The 18,739-nt window shown below is 72.3% G+C and carries 15 protein-coding genes; 10 read left to right on the forward strand and 5 right to left on the reverse strand.

What is annotated here, in order from left to right:
• Nucleotides 1-90 precede the first annotated feature (90 nt).
• Both mnmA and ACFQO7_RS18595 read left to right on the forward strand, forming a co-directional pair.
• The gene (gene mnmA / locus ACFQO7_RS18590; protein ID WP_376807525.1) at nucleotides 91-1,170 is read left to right on the forward strand and encodes a tRNA 2-thiouridine(34) synthase MnmA; all 1,080 of its coding nucleotides are present in this window, start codon (nucleotides 91-93) and stop codon (nucleotides 1,168-1,170) included.
• A gap of 180 nt (nucleotides 1,171-1,350) precedes the next feature.
• Complete coding sequence (locus ACFQO7_RS18595; RefSeq protein ID WP_376807581.1) at nucleotides 1,351-2,373, forward strand: uroporphyrinogen decarboxylase/cobalamine-independent methonine synthase family protein; 1,023 nt, start codon at nucleotides 1,351-1,353, stop codon at nucleotides 2,371-2,373.
• 135 nt (nucleotides 2,374-2,508) lie between these two features.
• On the opposite strand, the gene ACFQO7_RS18600 is transcribed toward ACFQO7_RS18595, so the two are convergent.
• Complete coding sequence (locus tag ACFQO7_RS18600) at nucleotides 2,509-3,177, reverse strand: winged helix-turn-helix transcriptional regulator (protein ID WP_376807526.1); 669 nt, start codon at nucleotides 3,175-3,177, stop codon at nucleotides 2,509-2,511.
• Between the two features lie 112 nt (nucleotides 3,178-3,289).
• On the opposite strand from ACFQO7_RS18600, the gene ACFQO7_RS18605 reads away from it, so the two are divergent.
• From ACFQO7_RS18605 to gatA, 6 genes are all read left to right on the forward strand, one after another.
• The gene (locus tag ACFQO7_RS18605) at nucleotides 3,290-3,988 is read left to right on the forward strand and encodes an SDR family oxidoreductase (protein WP_376807527.1); all 699 of its coding nucleotides are present in this window, start codon (nucleotides 3,290-3,292) and stop codon (nucleotides 3,986-3,988) included.
• A gap of 143 nt (nucleotides 3,989-4,131) precedes the next feature.
• Entirely contained in the window at nucleotides 4,132-5,136 is a 1,005-nt protein-coding gene (locus ACFQO7_RS18610; protein WP_376807528.1) for an ADP-ribosylglycohydrolase family protein, read from the forward strand.
• A gap of 132 nt (nucleotides 5,137-5,268) precedes the next feature.
• The gene (ligA, locus tag ACFQO7_RS18615; RefSeq protein ID WP_376807529.1) at nucleotides 5,269-7,410 is read left to right on the forward strand and encodes an NAD-dependent DNA ligase LigA; all 2,142 of its coding nucleotides are present in this window, start codon (nucleotides 5,269-5,271) and stop codon (nucleotides 7,408-7,410) included.
• Between the two features lie 203 nt (nucleotides 7,411-7,613).
• Nucleotides 7,614-9,659, forward strand: coding sequence for a putative bifunctional diguanylate cyclase/phosphodiesterase (locus ACFQO7_RS18620; protein WP_376807530.1), 2,046 nt, complete (start codon nucleotides 7,614-7,616; stop codon nucleotides 9,657-9,659).
• A 332-nt stretch (nucleotides 9,660-9,991) separates the two neighbouring features.
• A complete protein-coding gene (gene gatC, locus ACFQO7_RS18625; RefSeq protein WP_203693597.1) occupies nucleotides 9,992-10,291 on the forward strand; it encodes an Asp-tRNA(Asn)/Glu-tRNA(Gln) amidotransferase subunit GatC in 300 nt (99 codons plus the stop codon).
• Between the two features lie 5 nt (nucleotides 10,292-10,296).
• Nucleotides 10,297-11,772 (forward strand): Asp-tRNA(Asn)/Glu-tRNA(Gln) amidotransferase subunit GatA, encoded by a 1,476-nt coding sequence (gene gatA / locus ACFQO7_RS18630; protein ID WP_376807531.1) that lies wholly within the window; start codon nucleotides 10,297-10,299, stop codon nucleotides 11,770-11,772.
• Between the two features lie 76 nt (nucleotides 11,773-11,848).
• Here the strand turns inward: gatA and ACFQO7_RS18635 are convergent, their stop codons facing one another.
• Nucleotides 11,849-12,514 (reverse strand): MIP/aquaporin family protein, encoded by a 666-nt coding sequence (locus ACFQO7_RS18635; protein WP_376807532.1) that lies wholly within the window; start codon nucleotides 12,512-12,514, stop codon nucleotides 11,849-11,851.
• Between the two features lie 307 nt (nucleotides 12,515-12,821).
• On the opposite strand from ACFQO7_RS18635, the gene gatB reads away from it, so the two are divergent.
• Nucleotides 12,822-14,318 (forward strand): Asp-tRNA(Asn)/Glu-tRNA(Gln) amidotransferase subunit GatB, encoded by a 1,497-nt coding sequence (gene gatB, locus ACFQO7_RS18640; RefSeq protein ID WP_376807533.1) that lies wholly within the window; start codon nucleotides 12,822-12,824, stop codon nucleotides 14,316-14,318.
• Between the two features lie 78 nt (nucleotides 14,319-14,396).
• Here the strand turns inward: gatB and ACFQO7_RS18645 are convergent, their stop codons facing one another.
• Both ACFQO7_RS18645 and ACFQO7_RS18650 read right to left on the reverse strand, forming a co-directional pair.
• Nucleotides 14,397-15,974 (reverse strand): metallophosphoesterase family protein, encoded by a 1,578-nt coding sequence (locus ACFQO7_RS18645; protein WP_376807534.1) that lies wholly within the window; start codon nucleotides 15,972-15,974, stop codon nucleotides 14,397-14,399.
• A 21-nt stretch (nucleotides 15,975-15,995) separates the two neighbouring features.
• Nucleotides 15,996-17,123: a PQQ-dependent sugar dehydrogenase gene (locus tag ACFQO7_RS18650; RefSeq protein ID WP_376807535.1), complete on the reverse strand. Its 1,128-nt coding sequence runs from the start codon at nucleotides 17,121-17,123 to the stop codon at nucleotides 15,996-15,998.
• Nucleotides 17,124-17,352: 229 nt separating this feature from the next.
• On the opposite strand from ACFQO7_RS18650, the gene ACFQO7_RS18655 reads away from it, so the two are divergent.
• Entirely contained in the window at nucleotides 17,353-18,276 is a 924-nt protein-coding gene (locus ACFQO7_RS18655) for a 2-hydroxyacid dehydrogenase (protein ID WP_376807536.1), read from the forward strand.
• A gap of 16 nt (nucleotides 18,277-18,292) precedes the next feature.
• Here ACFQO7_RS18655 and ACFQO7_RS18660 read toward each other — a convergent pair whose 3' ends face one another.
• Nucleotides 18,293-18,649 (reverse strand): PH domain-containing protein, encoded by a 357-nt coding sequence (locus tag ACFQO7_RS18660; protein ID WP_376807537.1) that lies wholly within the window; start codon nucleotides 18,647-18,649, stop codon nucleotides 18,293-18,295.
• Between the last annotated feature and the right edge of the window lie 90 nt (nucleotides 18,650-18,739).

Genomic DNA, 18,739 nt, shown 5'->3' on the forward strand with positions numbered 1-18,739 from the left:
ATCATGAGGTTGTGGTGGCGACACACCGCTGACCCGTGCCATAAGTTCATGATCAACGCGGCGGGGTGGGGTGGCGGGTAGGCTGTCGGAGTGCGGGTGCTGGCGGCTATGTCTGGTGGGGTGGATTCGGCGGTGGCGGCTGCCCGGGCTGTGGCGGCCGGGCACGATGTCACCGGGGTGCATCTGGCGCTGTCTAAGAACGCGGCGACACATCGGACCGGGGCGCGGGGGTGCTGCACCAAGGAGGACGCGCACGACGCGCGGCGGGCGGCGGACGTGCTCGGGATCCCCTTCTACGTGTGGGACATGGCCGAGCGTTTCCATGAGGACGTGATCGAGGACTTCGTCGCGGAGTACGCGGCGGGGCGCACCCCGAACCCGTGCCTGCGCTGCAACGAGAAGATCAAGTTCGCGGCGGTGCTAGACCGCGCGCTGGCCCTGGGCTTCGACGCGGTGGTCACCGGCCACCACGCGCGGCTGGGCGCCGACGGCCTGCTGCGCCGCAGCGTCGACCTCGCCAAGGACCAGTCGTACGTGCTGGCGGTGCTCAACCGGGAGCAGCTCGACCACTCGATGTTCCCGCTCGGCGACTCGACCAAGGAGCAGGTGCGCGCCGAGGCGCACGCCCGTGGCCTGACCGTGGCCGACAAGCCCGACTCGCACGACATCTGCTTCATCGCCGACGGCGACACCCAGGGCTTCCTGCGCAAGCACCTGGGCAGTGAGCCGGGTGACATCGTCGACGCCGGCACCGGCGAGGTGCTCGGCAAGCACGACGGCGCGTTCGCGTACACGGTGGGCCAGCGCAAGGGGCTGGCGCTGGGCCGGCCCGCGCCGGACGGCCGTCCGCGCTACGTGCTGTCGATCACGCCGGTCACCAACACGGTCACCGTCGGCCCCGCCGAGGCGCTGGAGGTCTCGCAGGTCGACGGCGCGCGTACGGTCTGGACCGCGGGCGCGGCGCCGGTCGGCCCGATCGAGTGCGAGGTACAGCTGCGGGCGCACGGCCGTCCCGCGCCCGCCGTCGTGGAACTCGACGGCGCGGCGATGAGCGTGCGGCTGCGCCGCCCTGAGCGCGGCATCGCGGCAGGTCAGGCCGTCGTGGCCTACCGGCCGGACCCGGCCGGTGACATCGTGCTCGGCAGCGCCACCATCACCACCGCGGCATGAGCGAGCGCGGCCGTGCCGCGTCGCGCGGCCACCGGGGCACGGTTCCCGCCGGTCACCCGGCCACGCTGTGGCACGGTGACCGGCGCGGCACCACGGCGCGCACCGCTGTCCGTTCCCGCACCGCGAGGTGCCACCCGCAAGGCGAACAGAACGAGGCCGCACATGAGCACGCCTGACGAGATCACGGACAAGCCCGCCGAGCCGCTGTGGCCCGCCGGGTCGGCGACGGGCATCGGGTCGCTGCCGGGCACCGACATCGCCGAGGCGGTCAAGTTCACCCTCGGCGAGCTGCCGGACCTGCCGTACCTGCCGGAGCTGCCCGCCCGCGGCCCCGGCGCGGACATGATCGGGCGGAGCGCCGGGCTGCTGGTCGAGCTGCCGGTGGAGATCTACGCGGGCCGGTGGCGGGTCGCGGCGAGTCCGGGCCGGGAGCTTCGCCGGGCGTACGACCTGCGCGAGCGCGACCTGGACCAGCTCACCGAACAGGCCGACGGGTTCACCGGAACGCTGAAGGTGCAGTCGGCCGGGCCGTGGACGCTGGCCGCCAACATCGAGCTGGCCCTGGGCGAGGCGCTCGTCTCCGACCACGGAGCCGCCCGTGACCTGGCGGAATCGCTTGCCGAAGGGCTCAAGGCACACGTCGCCGACGTGCAGCGGCGGGTGCCGGGTGCGCGGGTGCTGCTCCAGCTCGACGAGCCGTCGCTGCCCGCGGTGCTGGCCGGGCGTGTGCGCACCGCCAGCACGCTGCACACGTACCGCTCGGTGGCTCCGTCGACCGTGCGGGACACGCTCGCCTCGGTGATCGGCGCGGCCGGGGTGCCGGTGATCGTGCACTGCTGTGCGCCGGACACGCCGCTGGCGCTGCTGCGGGAGGCCGGGGCGGCCGCGCTCGCGCTGGACCTGGACCTGGTCGGCACGGGCGCGGAGAAACTCGACGCGGTGGGCGAGATGATCGACGCCGGGCTCGGCCTGTTCGCGGGCGTGGCGCGTACGACACCCCCGGGCAACGGCACGAGCCCGAACGGCGCGGCGCTGGCCGAGCGGGTCAGGCGGTTGTGGCGGGATCTCGGTTTCGCCGACGAGCTGCTGGCGCGGCAGGTGGTGGTGACGCCGTCGTGTGGCCTGGCCAGGGCGACGCCCGCGTACGCCCAGGCGGTGCTGAAGGCCTGCCGCGAAGCCGGAAGGCGCCTGGTCGAGCAGTGACGGCGCAATGCCCGCGGCCCCATGGGCATCGGCCCGGCTACCAGGGGCGGTAGCCGGCACGGAGCGATGATCGCCCGGGTAGCGGCCGTCGGTGGACGACCGTGTCAGGACGTCTCCGGGGGACGTGGTGCCGGGTCAGGCCGTCTCCGCCGGGTCGCGGTGCCGTAGCAGGCCGAAGACGCGGGTGAGCGCGGCGGTGTCGCCGGTGACGGTGAGCGCGCTGGACGCGACAGCCCCGGCGGGGTCGAGCGTGCCCCGAGTCAGTGCGTCGAAGGTGGCCAGGTCGCAGGTCACCACGAGGTCGGCGGGGACCGGGGCGGGGCCGGATCTGGTGTGCACGCCGCCGTCGGCGCGGACGTGGAAGACCTCGTCGCCCACGTGGAACTGGTAGGTCGCGGGCGGTCCGGCGGCGTCCTCCGGGGGGCAGTGCTCGGCCAGGTAGAGCGCGATCAGTTCGGCTCGCGCGGTGCCCGGGTCGACCTCGTCGTCGAGCGGCAGTTCCGAGCCCCAGGTGGCGAGCTCGATCAGCAGCGGGCGCAGCCGCTCGCCGTACGCGGTCAGCTCGTAGGCGCGCACGTCCGGGGCGGCCGGCAGCGCGCGACGGACCACGACCCCGCTGCGCTCCAGCAGCTGGAGCCGCTCGGCCAGGCGGTTGGTGCCCATCGCGGGCAGCTGGGTCAGGAGTTCCTTGAACCGCCTCGGGCCGAGCAGCAGCTCGCGCACGATGAGAAGGGTCCACCGCTCACCGAGCACGTCGAGCGAGCGCGCGATCGGGCACACCTGGCCGTACATCCGCTTGGACATGGTTCGAGCATACCTATCGCATGGCTCGCGCTATATGATTCGTATCTCAAGGCCAGTAGCTATATATTTCGTATAGTGTCGTTGGTGAAGCTCGACCCACCAGGAGGCGAACATGAAGATCAATGGTTCCGTAGCTCTCGTGACCGGCGCCAACCGCGGCCTCGGCAAGGCGTTCACCGAGGCGCTGCTCGCCCGCGGCGCGGCGAAGGTGTACGCCACCGCCCGCGACGCGGCGTCGATCACCGACCCGCGGGTCGTCCCGCTCCAGCTCGACGTCACCGACCCCGGCTCGGTGGCGGCGGCCGCCAAGCAGGCCGGCGACGTGCAGCTCCTGATCAACAACGCGGGCATCGCCACCGGCGCGGGCATCCTCGACAGCGACGAGGAGCTGCGCCGGGAGATGGAGACCAACTTCTACGGCCCGGTGCGCATGTCCCGCGAGTTCGCGCCGATCCTCGCCGCCAACGGCGGCGGCGCGGTCGTCAACGTGCTCTCCGCGCTGTCCTGGCTGTCGCTGCCGACCACCGCGGGCTACTCGGCGTCGAAGTCCGCCGCCTGGGCCGCGACCAACGCGCTGCGGCTCGCGCTGCACGAGCAGGGAACGCTGGTGACCGGGGTGCACATCGGCTACATCGACACCGACATGGCGGCGCACGTCGACGGCCCGAAGGTCGCGGCCGCGGACGTGGTGGCGCAGGTCCTCGACGGGGTCGAGGCCGGCCAGCCCGAGGTGCTCGCCGATGACGTGGCCCGGCAGGTCAAGTCCGGCCTGTCCGGTGACCTGCGGCAGCTGTACCCGGCGGTCGCCTGAGACCCTGGGCCGGGCGGCCGCCGGACCGGGCCGCCCGCCCCGTCCAAGATCCTCGGAATTGCCTGGCAGTCGTGCGTATCTTGAGCACGATTTCGCCCAGGTGCCAGGCAATTCGAGTGATCATGTGGCGCGCGGGTGGCAGGATGCCGCGGGTGACGGTGATCGACGCGGCCAGCGGGTCGCTCTTCGGGTTGGCGTACGGCGACGCGCTGGGCAAGCCGACCGAGTTCCGCAAGTACGCCCAGATCGTGGCGGAGCACGGGCCGGGCGGGCCGCGTGAGTTGCCCGAACCCGCGCTCGTCACGGACGACACGCAGATGGCGCTCGCGGTGGCCTGGGCGTTGCGCGACGCCGCCGAGCCGACCGCGGCGGAACTCGAACCGCTGCTGCGCGAGCGTTTCCTGGCCTGGGCGAAGAGCCCGGAGAACAACCGGGCTCCTGGCATGACCTGCTTGAACGCCTGCGCGAACCTGTCGCAAGGGCTGCGCTGGCAGGAGGCGACCGTGCCCGGGTCCAAGGGCTGCGGGGCGAACATGCGGGTCACCCCGGTCGGCCTGGTCGCCGAATACGACCTGGACACCCTGGCCGGGGTGGCGCAGTTGCAGGCGGGGCTGACCCACGGGCACCCGACCGGGCTGGCCGCGGCCGAGCTGACCGCGCTGGCGGTGCGGCTGCTGCGCGACGGCCTCGACCTGGCCGACGTGCCCGGCGCGCTGCGGGACCGCTGCGCCGACCAGCGCATCGTGTACCGCGAGGATTGGCTCGGCGATCTGTGGCAGCGGCCGGGGCTGCTGTCGCCCGAGGAGTTCGTCGCGCGTGGCTGGGACGAGTGCGCCGACGCGCTGGACGTGCTGCTCGCGGCGCTGGCCAGGCCGGACTCCGGCGGTGACGTGTGCCGCGAGACCGGCGAGGGCTGGATCGCCGAGGAGGCGCTGGCCACGGCGCTGCTCGCGGCCCTGCGGCACGTCGACGACCCGGTCGCCGCGCTCGGGCGAGCCGCCGCGACCAGCGGCGACTCCGACTCGATCGCCTGCCTGGCGGGCGCGTTCCACGGCGCGGCGGCGGGCATGGCGATCTGGCCGGCGGCCTGGGCCGAGCGCATCGAGTACGCCGACCAGCTCGCCGCCCTCGGCGCGGCCTGGGACTGAGCGCGACCCGCGACCGGCGCGCCGCCAAGCCCGCCACCGGACCGGCAGCCGGGCCGCGGCGCACCGCCATGATCTGTTTTCGTGGACGTCCGGTGCTGCTGGGGCGGCGTCCGGCGTCCACGAAAACAGATCATGGCTGGTCCGCAGGGCGGGGTCCGCGGTGTCGGGGGCGGCGGATACCGTGCACGGGTGACCAGTGAGGTAACCGACAAGGTCCGGACGCGGTACGCCGAGCTCGTGGCCAAGATCAATGACGCGCAGCACCGCTACTACGTCGACGACGCGCCGACGCTGTCGGACGCCGCCTACGACGGGCTCATGCACGAGCTGGAGGCGCTGGAGCTGGAGCACCCCGAGCTGATCTCACAGGACTCGCCGACGCAGCGCGTCGGGGCCGGGGAGTGGGCCGGCTTCGCCAGCGTCGACCACGCCGAGCGCATGCTCAGCCTCGACAACGCGTTCAACGACGACCAGCTCGCCGCCTGGGCGGCCCGGGTCGAGAAGGACGCGGGCGCGCCGGTGCGCTACCTGTGCGAGCTGAAGATCGACGGCCTCGCGGTCAACCTCACCTACGAGAAGGGCCGGCTGACCCGGGGCGCGACCCGCGGCGACGGGCGCACCGGCGAGGACGTCACCGCCAACGTGCGCCGCATCGCGGGCATCCCGCACAAGCTGGCCGGTGACAACCCGCCCGACCTGGTCGAGGTCCGCGGCGAGATCTACTTCCCGGCGCAGGCGTTCGCCGACCTCAACGCGGCCCAGCTCGCGGCGGGCGAGCGCACCTACGTGAACCCGCGCAACGCCGCCTCCGGCTCGCTGCGGCAGAAGGACCCGGCGATCACCGCCAAGCGCGCCCTGCACCTGATCGTGCACGGCATCGGCGCCCGCACCGGCTTCGAGCCGACCAGCCAGTCCGACGCGTACGCGCAGCTCAAGGCGTGGGGCCTGCCGACCAGCGAGCGCTGGCGGGTGGTCGACACGCTCGACGAGGTGAAGGCGTACATCGCCGACTACGCCGCGCACCGGCACGACCTCGAACACGACATCGACGGCGTGGTGGTCAAGGTCGACGACGTCGCCGAGCAGAGCAAGCTCGGGGCGACCAGCCGCGCGCCACGCTGGGCGATCGCGTTCAAGTACCCGCCGGAGGAGGTCAACACCAAGCTGCTCGGCATCGAGGTGAACGTCGGCCGCACCGGCCGGGTCACGCCGTACGCGGTGCTGGAGCCGGTCTTCGTCGGCGGCGTGACCGTCGCCAGCGCGACCCTGCACAACCAGCAGGAGGTGGCGCGCAAGGGCGTGCTGATCGGCGACACCGTGGTGCTCCGGCGCGCGGGCGACGTGATCCCGGAGGTGCTCGGCCCGGTGGAGGCGCTGCGCGACGGCAGCGAGCACGCCTGGACCATGCCATCGACCTGCCCGTCCTGCGGCACCAAGCTCGCCCCGGCGAAGGAGGCCGACGTCGACCTGCGCTGCCCGAACACCCGCTACTGCAAGGCGCAGCTGTCCGAGCGCATCATCTACATCGGCGGCCGGGACGGCTTCGACATCGAGGGCATGGGTGCGAAGGCCGCGCTGGCGCTGGTCAACGACGGGGTGCTGGCCGACGAGGGCGACCTGTTCAGCCTCGACGAGGCGCGGCTGGCGAAGTCGCCGTTCTTCCTGAAGAAGGACGGCACGCTGTCGACGAACGCGGGCAAGCTGCTGGCCAACCTGGAACTGGCCAAGACCAAGGAACTGTTCCGGGTGCTGACCTCGCTGTCCATCCGGCACACCGGCCCGACCGCGGCCCGCGCGCTGGCCGACCACTTCAACTCCCTCGACGCCATCGCGTCCGCCTCGCTGGAGCAGATGTCGGTGGTCGAGGACGTCGGCGGCACCATCGCCGAGGCGGTCCGGGAGTGGTTCGCCGAGGACTGGCACCGCGAGGTGGTCGAGAAGTGGCGCGCCGCGGGCGTGCTCATGGAGCAGGAGCCGGTCGCCGACACCGGCCCGAAGCCGCTGGACGGCCTGACCGTGGTGGTCACCGGCACCCTGGAGAACCACACCCGCGACGGGGCCGGCGACGCGCTGATCGCGCTCGGTGCGAAGGTGGCCGGTTCGGTGTCGAAGAAGACCAGTTTCGTGGTGGTCGGCGAGAACGCCGGGTCCAAGCTGGACAAGGCCCGCTCGCTGGGCGTGCCCACCCTCGACGAGGCGGGCTTCGCGGTGCTGCTGGAGCAGGGCCCGGAGGCGGCGAAGGCGTACGCGGACGCGAACCGCGAAAGCGAGTAGCGCTCGGCGTGGTGGCGGATGGAGATATACGCAAGGTCGTATGGGTCTTACGTGGAGTGACGGAGGAATGGGTCAAACAATCACATCTTCGTCACACGCGAACGCGCAGAGTGGTCTGGGGCGTTTTCGGGCTTAGAGTGAAGTGACCAGCCGCGATCGGCGGGCGGCGCGGTCGCGCGTCAATCGGCCTCGGGAAGGTGTCCATGGCGGCCACACCCCAAGCACTGCAGGCACATCGCAATCGCGTGCCCGCGGAGCGACGGCGGAATTTCGGTGTGTACGTCATCGCCATCACCGTGGCTGCTGCTGCCATCACTCTGCGTGACCTTATCGCGCTGCCGAGTGTGCTCGAACATGTCACCCTCGGCTTCTGGCTGTTGGCCGGGCTCGCCGTGGCGGGCGACGCGCTGCCGGTCACGCTGCCGGGCCGGTGGAACACGTCGGCCATCTACCCGTCGATCTGCTTCACGTTCGCCATAATGATCGACTCCGGGCTCGGCGCAGCGGTGGTGGTGCAGGGCCTGGCGGTGGCGGTGGCGTCGCTGCGGCTGCGGCACGCGCTGTGGCGGGCCATGTTCAACCTCGGCCAGTACGCGCTGGCCTTCGGGTTCGCGTACGCGGTGCTGCAGCTGCTCAGCGGCGACGTCCCGCCGGGGCTGCTCGCGCTGGCCGTCTCGGCGGCCACCTGGTTCACGGTGAAGTACCTGACCACGGCGACCGCGATCTGGCTGCGGGACGGCGGCGCGCTGCTGCCGATCATCATGGGCCCGCTGGCCAACGAGGCGCTGAGCACCGGCGCGCTGCTCATGCTCGGCCCGGTCATCGCCGCGCAGACCGAGGTCGCTCCCGCACTGGTGCTGGCGCTGATCCTGCCGCTGCTGGCGGTGCGGCGGCTGTCCATCATCACCGCCGAGCAGCGGCACCTGGCCAACATCGACACCCTGACCGGGCTGGCCAACCGCAAGGCGCTGATCGGCGAGGTGTCCGCGACGGTGGCCGGCCACGCCCAGCGCGCCGTGCAGGGCGACCCGCGCAGCCGCTTCGGCCTGCTGCTGCTGGACCTGGACCGGTTCAAGCACGTCAACGACTCGCTCGGGCACGAGGTGGGCGACCGGCTGCTGATCGCGGTCGGCGACCGGCTGGACCGGCTGGTGCGCCCCGGCGACCTGGTCGCGCGGCTGGGCGGGGACGAGTTCGCCGTCGTGGCGAAGCGCCTCGACAGCCCCGAGCAGGCACGCGAGCTGGCCGAGCAGATCGAGCAGGCGCTGTCGGCCCCGGTCGTGCTGGACGGACTGCCGCTGGACGTCGGCGCCTCCATCGGCATCGCCGTCTACCCCGACCACGGCACCAACTTCGCCACCCTGCTGCGCCACGCCGACGTCGCCATGTACACCGCCAAGCACGACGGCGACGCCGTCGCCGTCTACAACCCCGACGCCGACCAGAACTCCCCGCAGCGGCTCAGCCTGCTCGCCGACCTGCGCACCATGCTCGGCCAGCCGGACCGGGGCGGGCTGCGGCTGTTCTACCAGCCCCAGGTGGAGATCACGACCGGCGAGGTGGTCGCCGTCGAGGCGCTGCTGCGCTGGCAGCACCCGACCCGTGGCCCGGTCAGCCCCGACGAGCTGATCCGGGTGGCCGAGCCGAGTTCGGTGATGCGGCTGCTGACGCGATGGGTGATCGAGGAGGCGGTGACCCAGCTCGCCAAGTGGTCCGCGGCGGGCCTGCAGGTGCGCATGGCGGTCAACGTCAGCGTGCGCGACCTGCACACCGGCGCGATCGTCGAGCAGATCGAGGAGCTGCTGCAGCGCTACGGCGTGGAGCCGTACCGGCTGCAGCTGGAGATCACCGAGAGCGCGCTGATGGCCGACCCGCACCGGGTGCTGGCCACGCTGACCAGGCTCCAGCTGCTCGGCGTCGGCATCGCCCTGGACGACTTCGGCACCGGCTACTCGTCGCTGCAGCACCTGCGCCGGCTGCCGCTGTCCGAGGTGAAGATCGACCGTTCGTTCGTGATGGCCATGGCCGACGACCCGGACGACCTGGTGATCGTGCGGTCCATCATCGAGCTGGCCGGGGCGCTCGGGCTGCGCGTGGTCGCCGAGGGCGTCGAGGACGAGCGGGCCTGGCGGCTGTTGCAGTCCGCGGGATGCGAGGTCGCCCAAGGGTGGTTCTACGCCCGCCCCCTGCCGCCGGACGAGCTGGCGGACTGGCTCGCCCGCACCACCCTGCCCGCCCGTAGCGCCTGAGCAGCACCGCGCCCCCGTCGGCCCGCGCCCTCCGTGTCGCGCTGTGCCGTGTGTTACCGCTCGGAGTCGAAGGCGCATGCTGACCAGGCGTGAGCGCGTCGGCATGCGTCCCGCAGTTTGCGGTTACATCTTTTTTGATGTGGCCACATCAAAAAAGATGTAACCGCACGGCGAGGGACCGTCTCCCGGAGCCCTCCCGGCGGGCGAGCGCGGTTCGCTGGGCCAGGGGCGCTGCGAATCGCGCCCCGGGTGACAAATAGACTCGCTACGGGCGCGGAGCGTGTGCCACCCTTCGCGCTGTCCGAGTTCGCCGCTACGTCTAGGGGGCAGTCATGGCCGCCATCTCCCGCGAAGAGGTCGCGCATCTCGCGCGCCTGTCGCGGCTCGCCGTCACCGAACAGGAGCTGGACCGCTTCGCCGGTCAGCTGGACGTGATCCTGCAGTCGGTGGCGCGGGTCGGTGAGGTCGCCGCGGACGACATCCCGCCGACGTCGCACTCGGTGCCGCTGGTCAACGTGCTGCGCGAGGACGTCGTCGTGCCCGGCCTGACCCGCGAGGAGGCGCTGTCCGGCGCCCCGGACTCCGCCGAGGACCGTTTCCGCGTGCCGCAGATCCTCGCGGATGAGGAGTGACCCCCATGAGTGACCTGATCAAGCTGACCGCGGCCGAGCTGGGCGCGAAGATCGCCGCCGGGGACGTGTCCGCGGAGGAGGCGACCCGGGCCCACCTGGACCGCATCGCCGAGGTCGACGGCCGGGTGCACGCGTTCCTGCACGTCGACAGCGAGGGCGCGGTCGAGGCCGCGCGGGCCGTCGACGCCAAGCGGGCCGCGGGCGAGAAGCTCGGCCCGCTGGCCGGCGTGCCGATCGCGATCAAGGACGTCATCGCGACCAAGGGCATCCCCACCACCGCCGCCTCGAAGATCCTCGAAGGCTGGCGGCCGCCGTACGACGCGACGGTGATGACCCGCATCCGCGAGGCGGGCATGGTCATGCTAGGCAAGACCAACATGGACGAGTTCGCGATGGGCTCCTCCACCGAGTACTCGGCCTACGGCCCGACGTACAACCCGTGGGACCTGACCCGCATCCCGGGCGGCTCCGGCGGCGGCTCGGCGGCGGCGGTCGCCGGATACGAGGCCCCGCTGGCCATCGGCACCGACACCGGCGGCTCGATCCGCCAGCCCGGCGCGGTCACCGGCACCGTCGGCGCGAAGCCCACCTACGGCGGCACCTCGCGCTACGGCCTGATCGCGTTCTCGTCGTCGCTGGACACGCCCGGCCCGGTCGCGCGCACCGTGCTGGACACCGCGCTGCTGCACGAGGTGATCGCCGGGCACGACCCGCGCGACTCCACCTCGATCCCGATGCCGGTGCCGGACGTCGTGGCGGCCGCCCGCCAGGGCGCGACCGGCGACCTCACCGGCGTGCGGGTCGGCCTGGTCAAGGAGTTCTCCGGCGAGGGCGCGGAGCCCGGCGTGATGGCCGTCTTCCGCGACACCGTGGAGGCGCTGACCAAGCTGGGCGCCGAGGTCGTCGAGGTGTCCTGCCCGCACTTCCAGTACGCGCTGCCGGCGTACTACCTGATCGCGCCGAGCGAGTGCTCGTCGAACCTGGCCCGCTTCGACGCGGTGCGTTTCGGCCTGCGCGTCGGCGACGACGGCCGCAACTCGCTGGAGGACGTCATGTCGCTGACCCGCGAGGCGGGCTTCGGCGACGAGGTCAAGCGCCGCATCATCATCGGCACGTACGCGCTGTCGTCGGGTTACTACGACGCCTACTACGGCCAGGCGCAGAAGGTGCGCACGCTGATCACGCGTGACTTCACGTCCGCGTTCGAGAAGGTCGACGTGCTGGTCTCGCCGACCACGCCGTTCACCGCGTTCGAGCTGGGCGCGCGCACCGCCGACCCGTATCAGATGTACCTGGCGGACCTGTACACCATCCCGACGAACCTGTACGGCGGCCCCGGCATCTCGGTGCCGGCCGGCCTGTCCGACGGGCTGCCGGTGGGTCTGCAGGTCATGGCCCCGACCATGGCCGACGACCGGATGTACCGGATCGCCGCCGCGGTCGAGTCGACGGTGGGCACCTTCACCCCGCCCGCCCTCTGAGCGCTGACACGAAAGCGGCGTCCCCGGGTGGGGACGCCGCTTTCTCATGCCTGAGGAGTCCGGCAGCAGGCGGGGGTCAGGAGGCGGCCCCCTTCAAGCGGGGGTAGAACAGGCCCGCGAGCACCGCGCCGAGCGCGCCGGAGACCGCGAACACCCAGATGTCGGACCAGTCCGACGCACCGCCCGCGAGGGTCAGCGCCAGTTCCGGGCCGAAGGTGCGGGCGAAGTTGAGCGAGGCGCTGGTGACCGCCGCGATGGCGAGGGTGCCACCGGCGTACGCCAGGCCGAGGCTGATGCCGGAGCGCTCGCCGTCGCCGACCGCGAACATCACGCAGGCGATGACGAAGACTGCCAGCGCCTCGGCGACGATCGCCGCGATCAGGCCCTTGCCGGAGCTCGCCGCCTCGGACAGGCGGTTCGCGCCGAGCCCGGCGGCGACGCCGTTCTCGCCGTAGCAGAGCCACATCAGCAGGCCGCCGACGAAGCCGCCGACCAGCTGCGCGGCGATGATCAGCGCGCCGCCGACCCAGTCCACGCTGCCGCGGACCGCGGCGGCGAGGGTGAGCCAGGGGTTGACGTGGCCGCCGAAGATCCACGCGGCGGCGGCCGCGGCGATCATGAGGCCGACCGCGCCCGCGAGCAGCGGGCCGCCGCCGACAAGCAGGGCGCCCACGCCGAAGAAGACCAGTACTGCGGTGCCGAGCGCCTCAGCCGTGAGGCGGGCCGGCGTTGCGGAACCCATCATGCACCTCCCTGTGCATCGATGAGGGGAAGAACGCGACGCGCTCACCGCCAGGCCCGGAAGTTGGCGTGTCCCGTTCTCAGGGTGCATTCAGGATCGGGGCGGCGGTGATCAGCGCACAGCGACGAATGAATGAATACGGCATCACCTGAACGGTTCATGTTGTGACGTACGCCACTCCTCTTGTCATGATCGATGTATGGAGGGGCGGATAACCCGGTGTGAGCGGGGCCGGGCGGGCTACTAGGCTGGTGGTTGTTTTGTCCGGCGGCGTCTAGCACGCCCACGCCAAGCCTGGAGCGAGCAGATGAGCACCACCGTGCTGCCCACCTACGACGACGTCGTCTCCCGCTACGAGCCGGTCATCGGCCTGGAGACCCACGTCGAGCTGGGCACCGTCACCAAGATGTTCTGCGGCTGCCCGACCGACTTCGGCGGCGAGCCGAACACCCAGGTGTGCCCCGTCTGCCTGGGCCTGCCCGGCAGCCTCCCGGTGGCCAACCGCGCCGCGATCGAGGCGACCATCCGCATCGGGCTCGCGCTGAACTGCTCCATCGCGACCTGGTGCCGCTTCGCGCGCAAGAACTACTTCTACCCGGACATGCCGAAGAACTTCCAGATCAGCCAGTACGACGAGCCCCTGTGCACCGATGGCTACCTCGACGTGGAGGTCGACGGCGAGCTGGTGCGCATCGGCATCGAGCGGGTGCACCTGGAGGAGGACACCGGCAAGACGCTGCACGTCGGCGGCGCGACCGGGCGCATCCACGGCGCGACCGAGTCGCTGGTCGACTACAACCGGGCCGGCATCCCGCTCGTCGAGATCGTCACCAAGCCGGTGCCGGGCCTCGGCGCACGCGCCCCCGAGATCGCCAAGGCGTACGTCGCCGAGCTGCGTGACATGATCCGCACGCTGGGCGTCTCCGACGTGCGCATGGAGCAGGGCTCGATGCGCTGCGACGTGAACACCTCGCTGAACCTGCCCGGCGAGCAGTGGGGCACCCGCACCGAGACCAAGAACGTCAACTCGCTGCGCAGCGTCGAGCGCGCGGTGCGCTCGGAGATGCTGCGCCAGGCGTCCGTGCTGGACGCGGGCGGCGCCATCACGCAGGAGACCCGGCACTTCCACGAGGACACCGGCGACACCACGTCGGGCCGGTCCAAGGAGACCGCGACCGACTACCGCTATTTCCCCGAGCCCGACCTGGTGCCGCTCGCGCCCGAGCCCGCCTGGGTGGAGCAGCTCAAGGCCGCGCTGCCGGAGCTGCCGCGTCAGCACCGGGCCCGGCTGAAGACCGAGTGGAACCTGTCCGACCTGGACATGCAGTCCATCCTCAACGCGGGCGCGGTCGAGCTGATCGAGCGCACCGTCGCCGCCGGCGCGTCGCCGGAGGCGGCCCGCAAGTGGTGGCTGGGCGAGCTGTCGCGGCGCGCCAACGCCGAGGGCGTCGAGCTGGAGGCCGTCGGCGCGACGCCCGCGCAGGTGGCCCAGCTGCAGACGCTGGTCGCCTCGGGCAAGCTCACCGACAAGCTGGCCCGCCAGGTGCTGGAGGGCGTGCTGGCCGGGGAGGGCGACCCGGAGCAGATCATGGCCGCCCGGGGCCTGGAGGTCGTCTCCGACACCGGCGCGCTGACCGCCGCCATCGACGAGGCCATCGCCGCCAACCCCGATGTCGCCGAGAAGATCCGCGGCGGCAACCAGGCCGCCGCGGGCGTGCTCATCGGCGCCGTCATGAAGACCACCAAGGGCCAGGCCGACGCCAAGACCGTCCGCGAACTCGTCCTCGCCCGCCTCGCCAACTGACGAAAAGAAGGGCACCTTCACAACGCTCCGCGTTGTAGAAGGTGCCCTTCTTCACGCGCTAAGCGTTTGAGCTGTGGCTCAGCGGGATGGGGTGGGGCGAGGCGAGGTGCCGGGGGCGGCTGCCTGGCCCGCTGGGGTGTCGTCGACGACGTGGCGGGAGAGGGCGACCTCGGCCAGGCCGGTGCCGCCGACGGTGATGTCGTCGTACGCCATCAGCGTGCGATTGTCGTCGAAGTAGAGCACCGACATCGCCAGCGGCGTCGGCGTCTCGCCTTCCAGCCCGCGCAGCCCGGCCCCGCCGCTGGAGCCTTGCACCATCAGCATGGTCTGGTCGTCGCCGAGCTTGCTGATCTCCCGGTGGTGCCGGTGCCCGGCCAGCACCAGCGGCGTGTACCCGGCCAGCGGCCCCGCCGACAGTGGATCGTGCACCAGCGCCAGGTCCACGACCTCGTCGCGCTGCTTGGCGATGGTGTCGGCGAGCTTGTCCCCGGCGTCCAGCACCCGCTCGACGGTCTGCTTCGAGTCGCCGGAGCCCGCCGGTTCCATGCCCTTGTCCGGGGTGAAGCGCGGGTCGCCGATCCCGGCGATGCTCAGCCCGGCGACGCTCACCACCTTGTTGTCCAGCACGATCGCGTTGGGCTGGGCGGCGACCGCGGCCTGCGTCACGGCGGAGTCGTGGTTGCCGCGCACGAAGACGTACGGCACCTTCAGCAGCGAGATCGACGCCACGAACGCCTTCTCCGGCTCGCTGCCCCAGTCGGTGATGTCGCCGGTGTCGACGACGACGTCGATGTGGAAGTTGTCGACCACGGTCCGGATCACGCCCCACGCGGCCGGGTTCAGGTGCAGGTCGGAGACGTGCAGCACGCGCAGGGTGTTGTCCTCGGGGGAGTACACCGGCAGGTTCTGAACCGTGGCGTAGAGGCTGCCGACGTTGCTCACCAGCTTCTGCAGCTGCGCGGCATACTCGTCGTACCGGTCGGCGATGCGCTGGGCGTTGCCGAGCACCGACGGCGCGTTGGCAAGCAGGCCCTCGTACCGCGGCTCACGCAGCGCACCCGGGTTGAACGTGCCGAACGCCGACCCGAACGCCGCCGCCATGACGGCCAGCGCGAGCCCGCCCGCCCAGGCGACCCGGCGCATCCGCCGGTACACCAGCGCGGCCAGCAGCATCGCGCCGAGCACCGCGACCGCGGTGGCGCGCAGCGCCAGCCGGGTGACCCCGGCGCGCACGTCGTCGACGGCGGTGCGGCTGGCCGCGGTGATGCCCGCCGGGTCGGTGATCAGCGCCTCGGTGCGGGCGCGATCCAGCGCGTCCAGACGCACCATCAGCCGGGCGGGACCGTCGTGGCTGTCCAGTTGCAGGGAACCCAGCGGCGGCAGGACGACCTCGGTGTCGCCGTACCACGACGGGGTGACCGCCATCGTGGAGCGGAACGGGCCCACGTCGACGCTGGTGCCCGCGGCCAGGTAGAGGCCGAGCGCCAACCCGGTCAGCGACACGGCCAGGAGCCCGAGCCCGGAGCCGAGCCGCCGCCACGGCACCCGGCCGAACGCGTCCTTCACCCGTGCGGCACCTCCGCGCGGGGGCTCACCGCCGGACCGGTCCACCCCGCTGCGGCTCAGCGGCCGTGCCCACCGCGGCAACCGAGTCATCGCCCCATCATGCCCCGGCTGTCACGCGGGAGCGAGCGTGACGGCAAGAATTCGATCATCGGATTCGACGGGTTCCCCGCGGCCGTCGTGGTTGCTGGTGAGCACCCACACCGAACCGTCGGGGGCGGTGTGCGCGTCGCGCAGGCGGCCGTACTCGCCGACCAGCGCCGCCGCCGGAGCCGCCCGCAGGGTGCCGTCGGCCCGCACCGGCACCAGCCACAGGCGCTCACCGCGCAGGCACGCCGCGACCAGCACGTCCCCGGCCATCGCCGCGCCCGAGCACGATGCCTCGTCGGTCGGCCACGCCACGACGGGGTCGACGTACTGCCCCTCGCCCGCCGCGCCTTCGACCTCGGGCCAGCCGTAGTTCTTGCCCGGCTCGATCCGGTTGATCTCATCCCAGGTGTTCTGGCCGAACTCGGTCGCCCACAGGTGGCCGCCCGAGTCCCAGGCGATGCCCTGCACGTTGCGGTGCCCGTAGGACCAGACCAGCGTGCCGTACGGATTGCCGGGCGCGGGCTTGCCGTCGGGCGTCATCCGCAGGATCTTCCCACCGAGGCTCTTCAGATCCTGCGAGTTGCCCCTGGTCGCGGCGTCGCCGGTGGTCGCGTAGAGGAAGCCGTCCGGCCCGAACGCCAGCCGCCCGCCGTTGTGGATGCCCGAGATGGGGATGCCGGTGACGATCGGCTCCGGCCGCCCGCCGAGCTTCCAGCGCGCGATGCGGTTGTCGTCGTCCGCCGTGTAGTACAGGAACACCGTCTTGTCCTGCGCGTACCGCGGCGACACCGCGATGCCGAGCAGGCCGCCCTCGCCGCCGGAGTCGGCTTCGCGGATCATCCCGACCTCGGTGACGGTGAGCTTGCCGCCCGAGGAACCGGGGCCGATCTGCACGACGCGCCGGGAGTCGCGCTCGGTCACCAGCGCGCCGCCGTCGGGCAGGAACGCCACGCCCCACGGCGCGCGCAGGCCGGTGGCCAGGGTCTTCACCTCTGCCGTACGCGGGCTGAAGGTCGCCGCCGCCGACGACTGCGTCGACGGGACCGGCGGGGCCTGCGAGGCGATCGTGTCGGGCTGCTCGCTGCACCCGGCGGTGAAGGCGAGCGCGGCAGCCGCCGCGATGATCCCGTTCCGTGCCCGGCGCGAAGACATGCGATTCAGCCTAGCTCCGTGGTCCGTGCTCAACTACTGCCTCGTTTCTCTCAACCTGCGCCCGCACAGCCGCGTCGGGAAGGGCGACGGAAGGAGGAGCCGTATAGCGGAGGAGGGGTTCCGCGAGTCGATCCATCGGGATTGACTGGCGGGAGCGTCGTGAATGGAGTCTGCCGAGCACAGGCAGGCCCCCTTCACCCGCCCCTGCGCGGCCGATAGCGTGGACTCCGTGCGGATGTGGATCGCCCATGAGGCCGGACGTGAACTGATGGGCCCGCTGCTGGCGGGCGTCGAGGTGGCGGTGCTGCCCCGCCCGGACGCGCCCCTGCCGGGTGACCCGGCCGAGGTCGAGTTCTGGGTGCCGCCGTTCCTGAGCAGCGGCGACGTGGTCGGCCTGGCCGACCGGATGAGCGGCCTCAAGGTCGTGCAGCTGATCACCGCCGGGGCCGACGCCTGGGTCGGGCGGCTGCGCGAGGGCGTCACGCTGTGCGACGCGCGCGGCGTGCACGACTCGCATACCGCCGAGTGGGTGGTCACGGCGATCCTGGCCTCGCTGCGCCGTTTCGACCACTTCGCGCGGGCGCAGGCGGCGCACCGGTGGGCGTACGCCGAGGTCACGCCGACCGACGAGCTGGGCGGCAAGCGGGTGCTGATCGTGGGCGCGGGCTCCATCGGCGCGGCGGTCGCGGCGCGGCTGGCCCCGTTCGAGGTGGACCTGGCCTACGTGGCCCGCACCGCCCGCGACGGCGTGCACGGCGTCGACGAGCTGCCCCGGCTGCTGCCGGAGGCCGACGTGGTGGTGCTGCTGGTGCCGCTGACCCCGCAGACCCGGGGCCTGGTCGACGCGTCGTTCCTGTCCGCGATGGCCGACGGCGCGCTGCTGGTCAACGCGGCCCGCGGCCCGGTCGCCGACACCGCCGCGCTGACCAAGGAGCTGGCGTCCGGCCGCATCAGTGCCGCACTCGACGTCACCGACCCCGAGCCGCTGCCCGCCGGGCACCCGCTGTGGGACATGCCCAACGTTCTGATCACGCCGCACGTGGCAGGTTCGGTGCGCGGCCTGCTACCCCGGGCGTACCGCCTGGTGGGTCGGCAGTTGCGCCGCTACGTCGCGGGCGAACCGCTCGACAACCAGGTCCACGACGGCTACTGATCTGCCGTGCGAGCCGTCAGGCGGTGGTGAGGGGCTGGCCGGCGGCGGCGACGAGCTTGGGGAGGTCGGTGGGGCGGACCGCCGTGAGGGTGAGGGCGCTGCCGTCGGTGAGCACGGCGACGACCCGCTTCGGGCCCTGCGCGCGCAGCTCGGCGATCTGCGGCCAGAGCACGACCCGGGCGCCCAGCAGCGCCCGGACGCGCAGCCCGCGCTCGTTGACGTCGGTGCCGGCCTGCCACGCCCAGATCATGACCGCGGCGGGCACGAGCAGCACCAGCCACCAGAACCCGCCCTGCGCGGCGATGGGGAAACCACCGAGCAGGGTGATCAGAGCGGCGACGCTGATGGCGGCGGGGAGGCGGAAGCGGGTCACGCCACGATTGTTCCACGTAGTGTGTTGTGTCGGACGTCACGGGCATACTGACCTGCGAGGCCGCGCGCCCATGGTGCGCCGTCGCGGCCG

This window comes from Catellatospora aurea (assembly GCF_042663325.1).
Lineage (GTDB): Bacteria > Actinomycetota > Actinomycetes > Mycobacteriales > Micromonosporaceae > Catellatospora > Catellatospora aurea.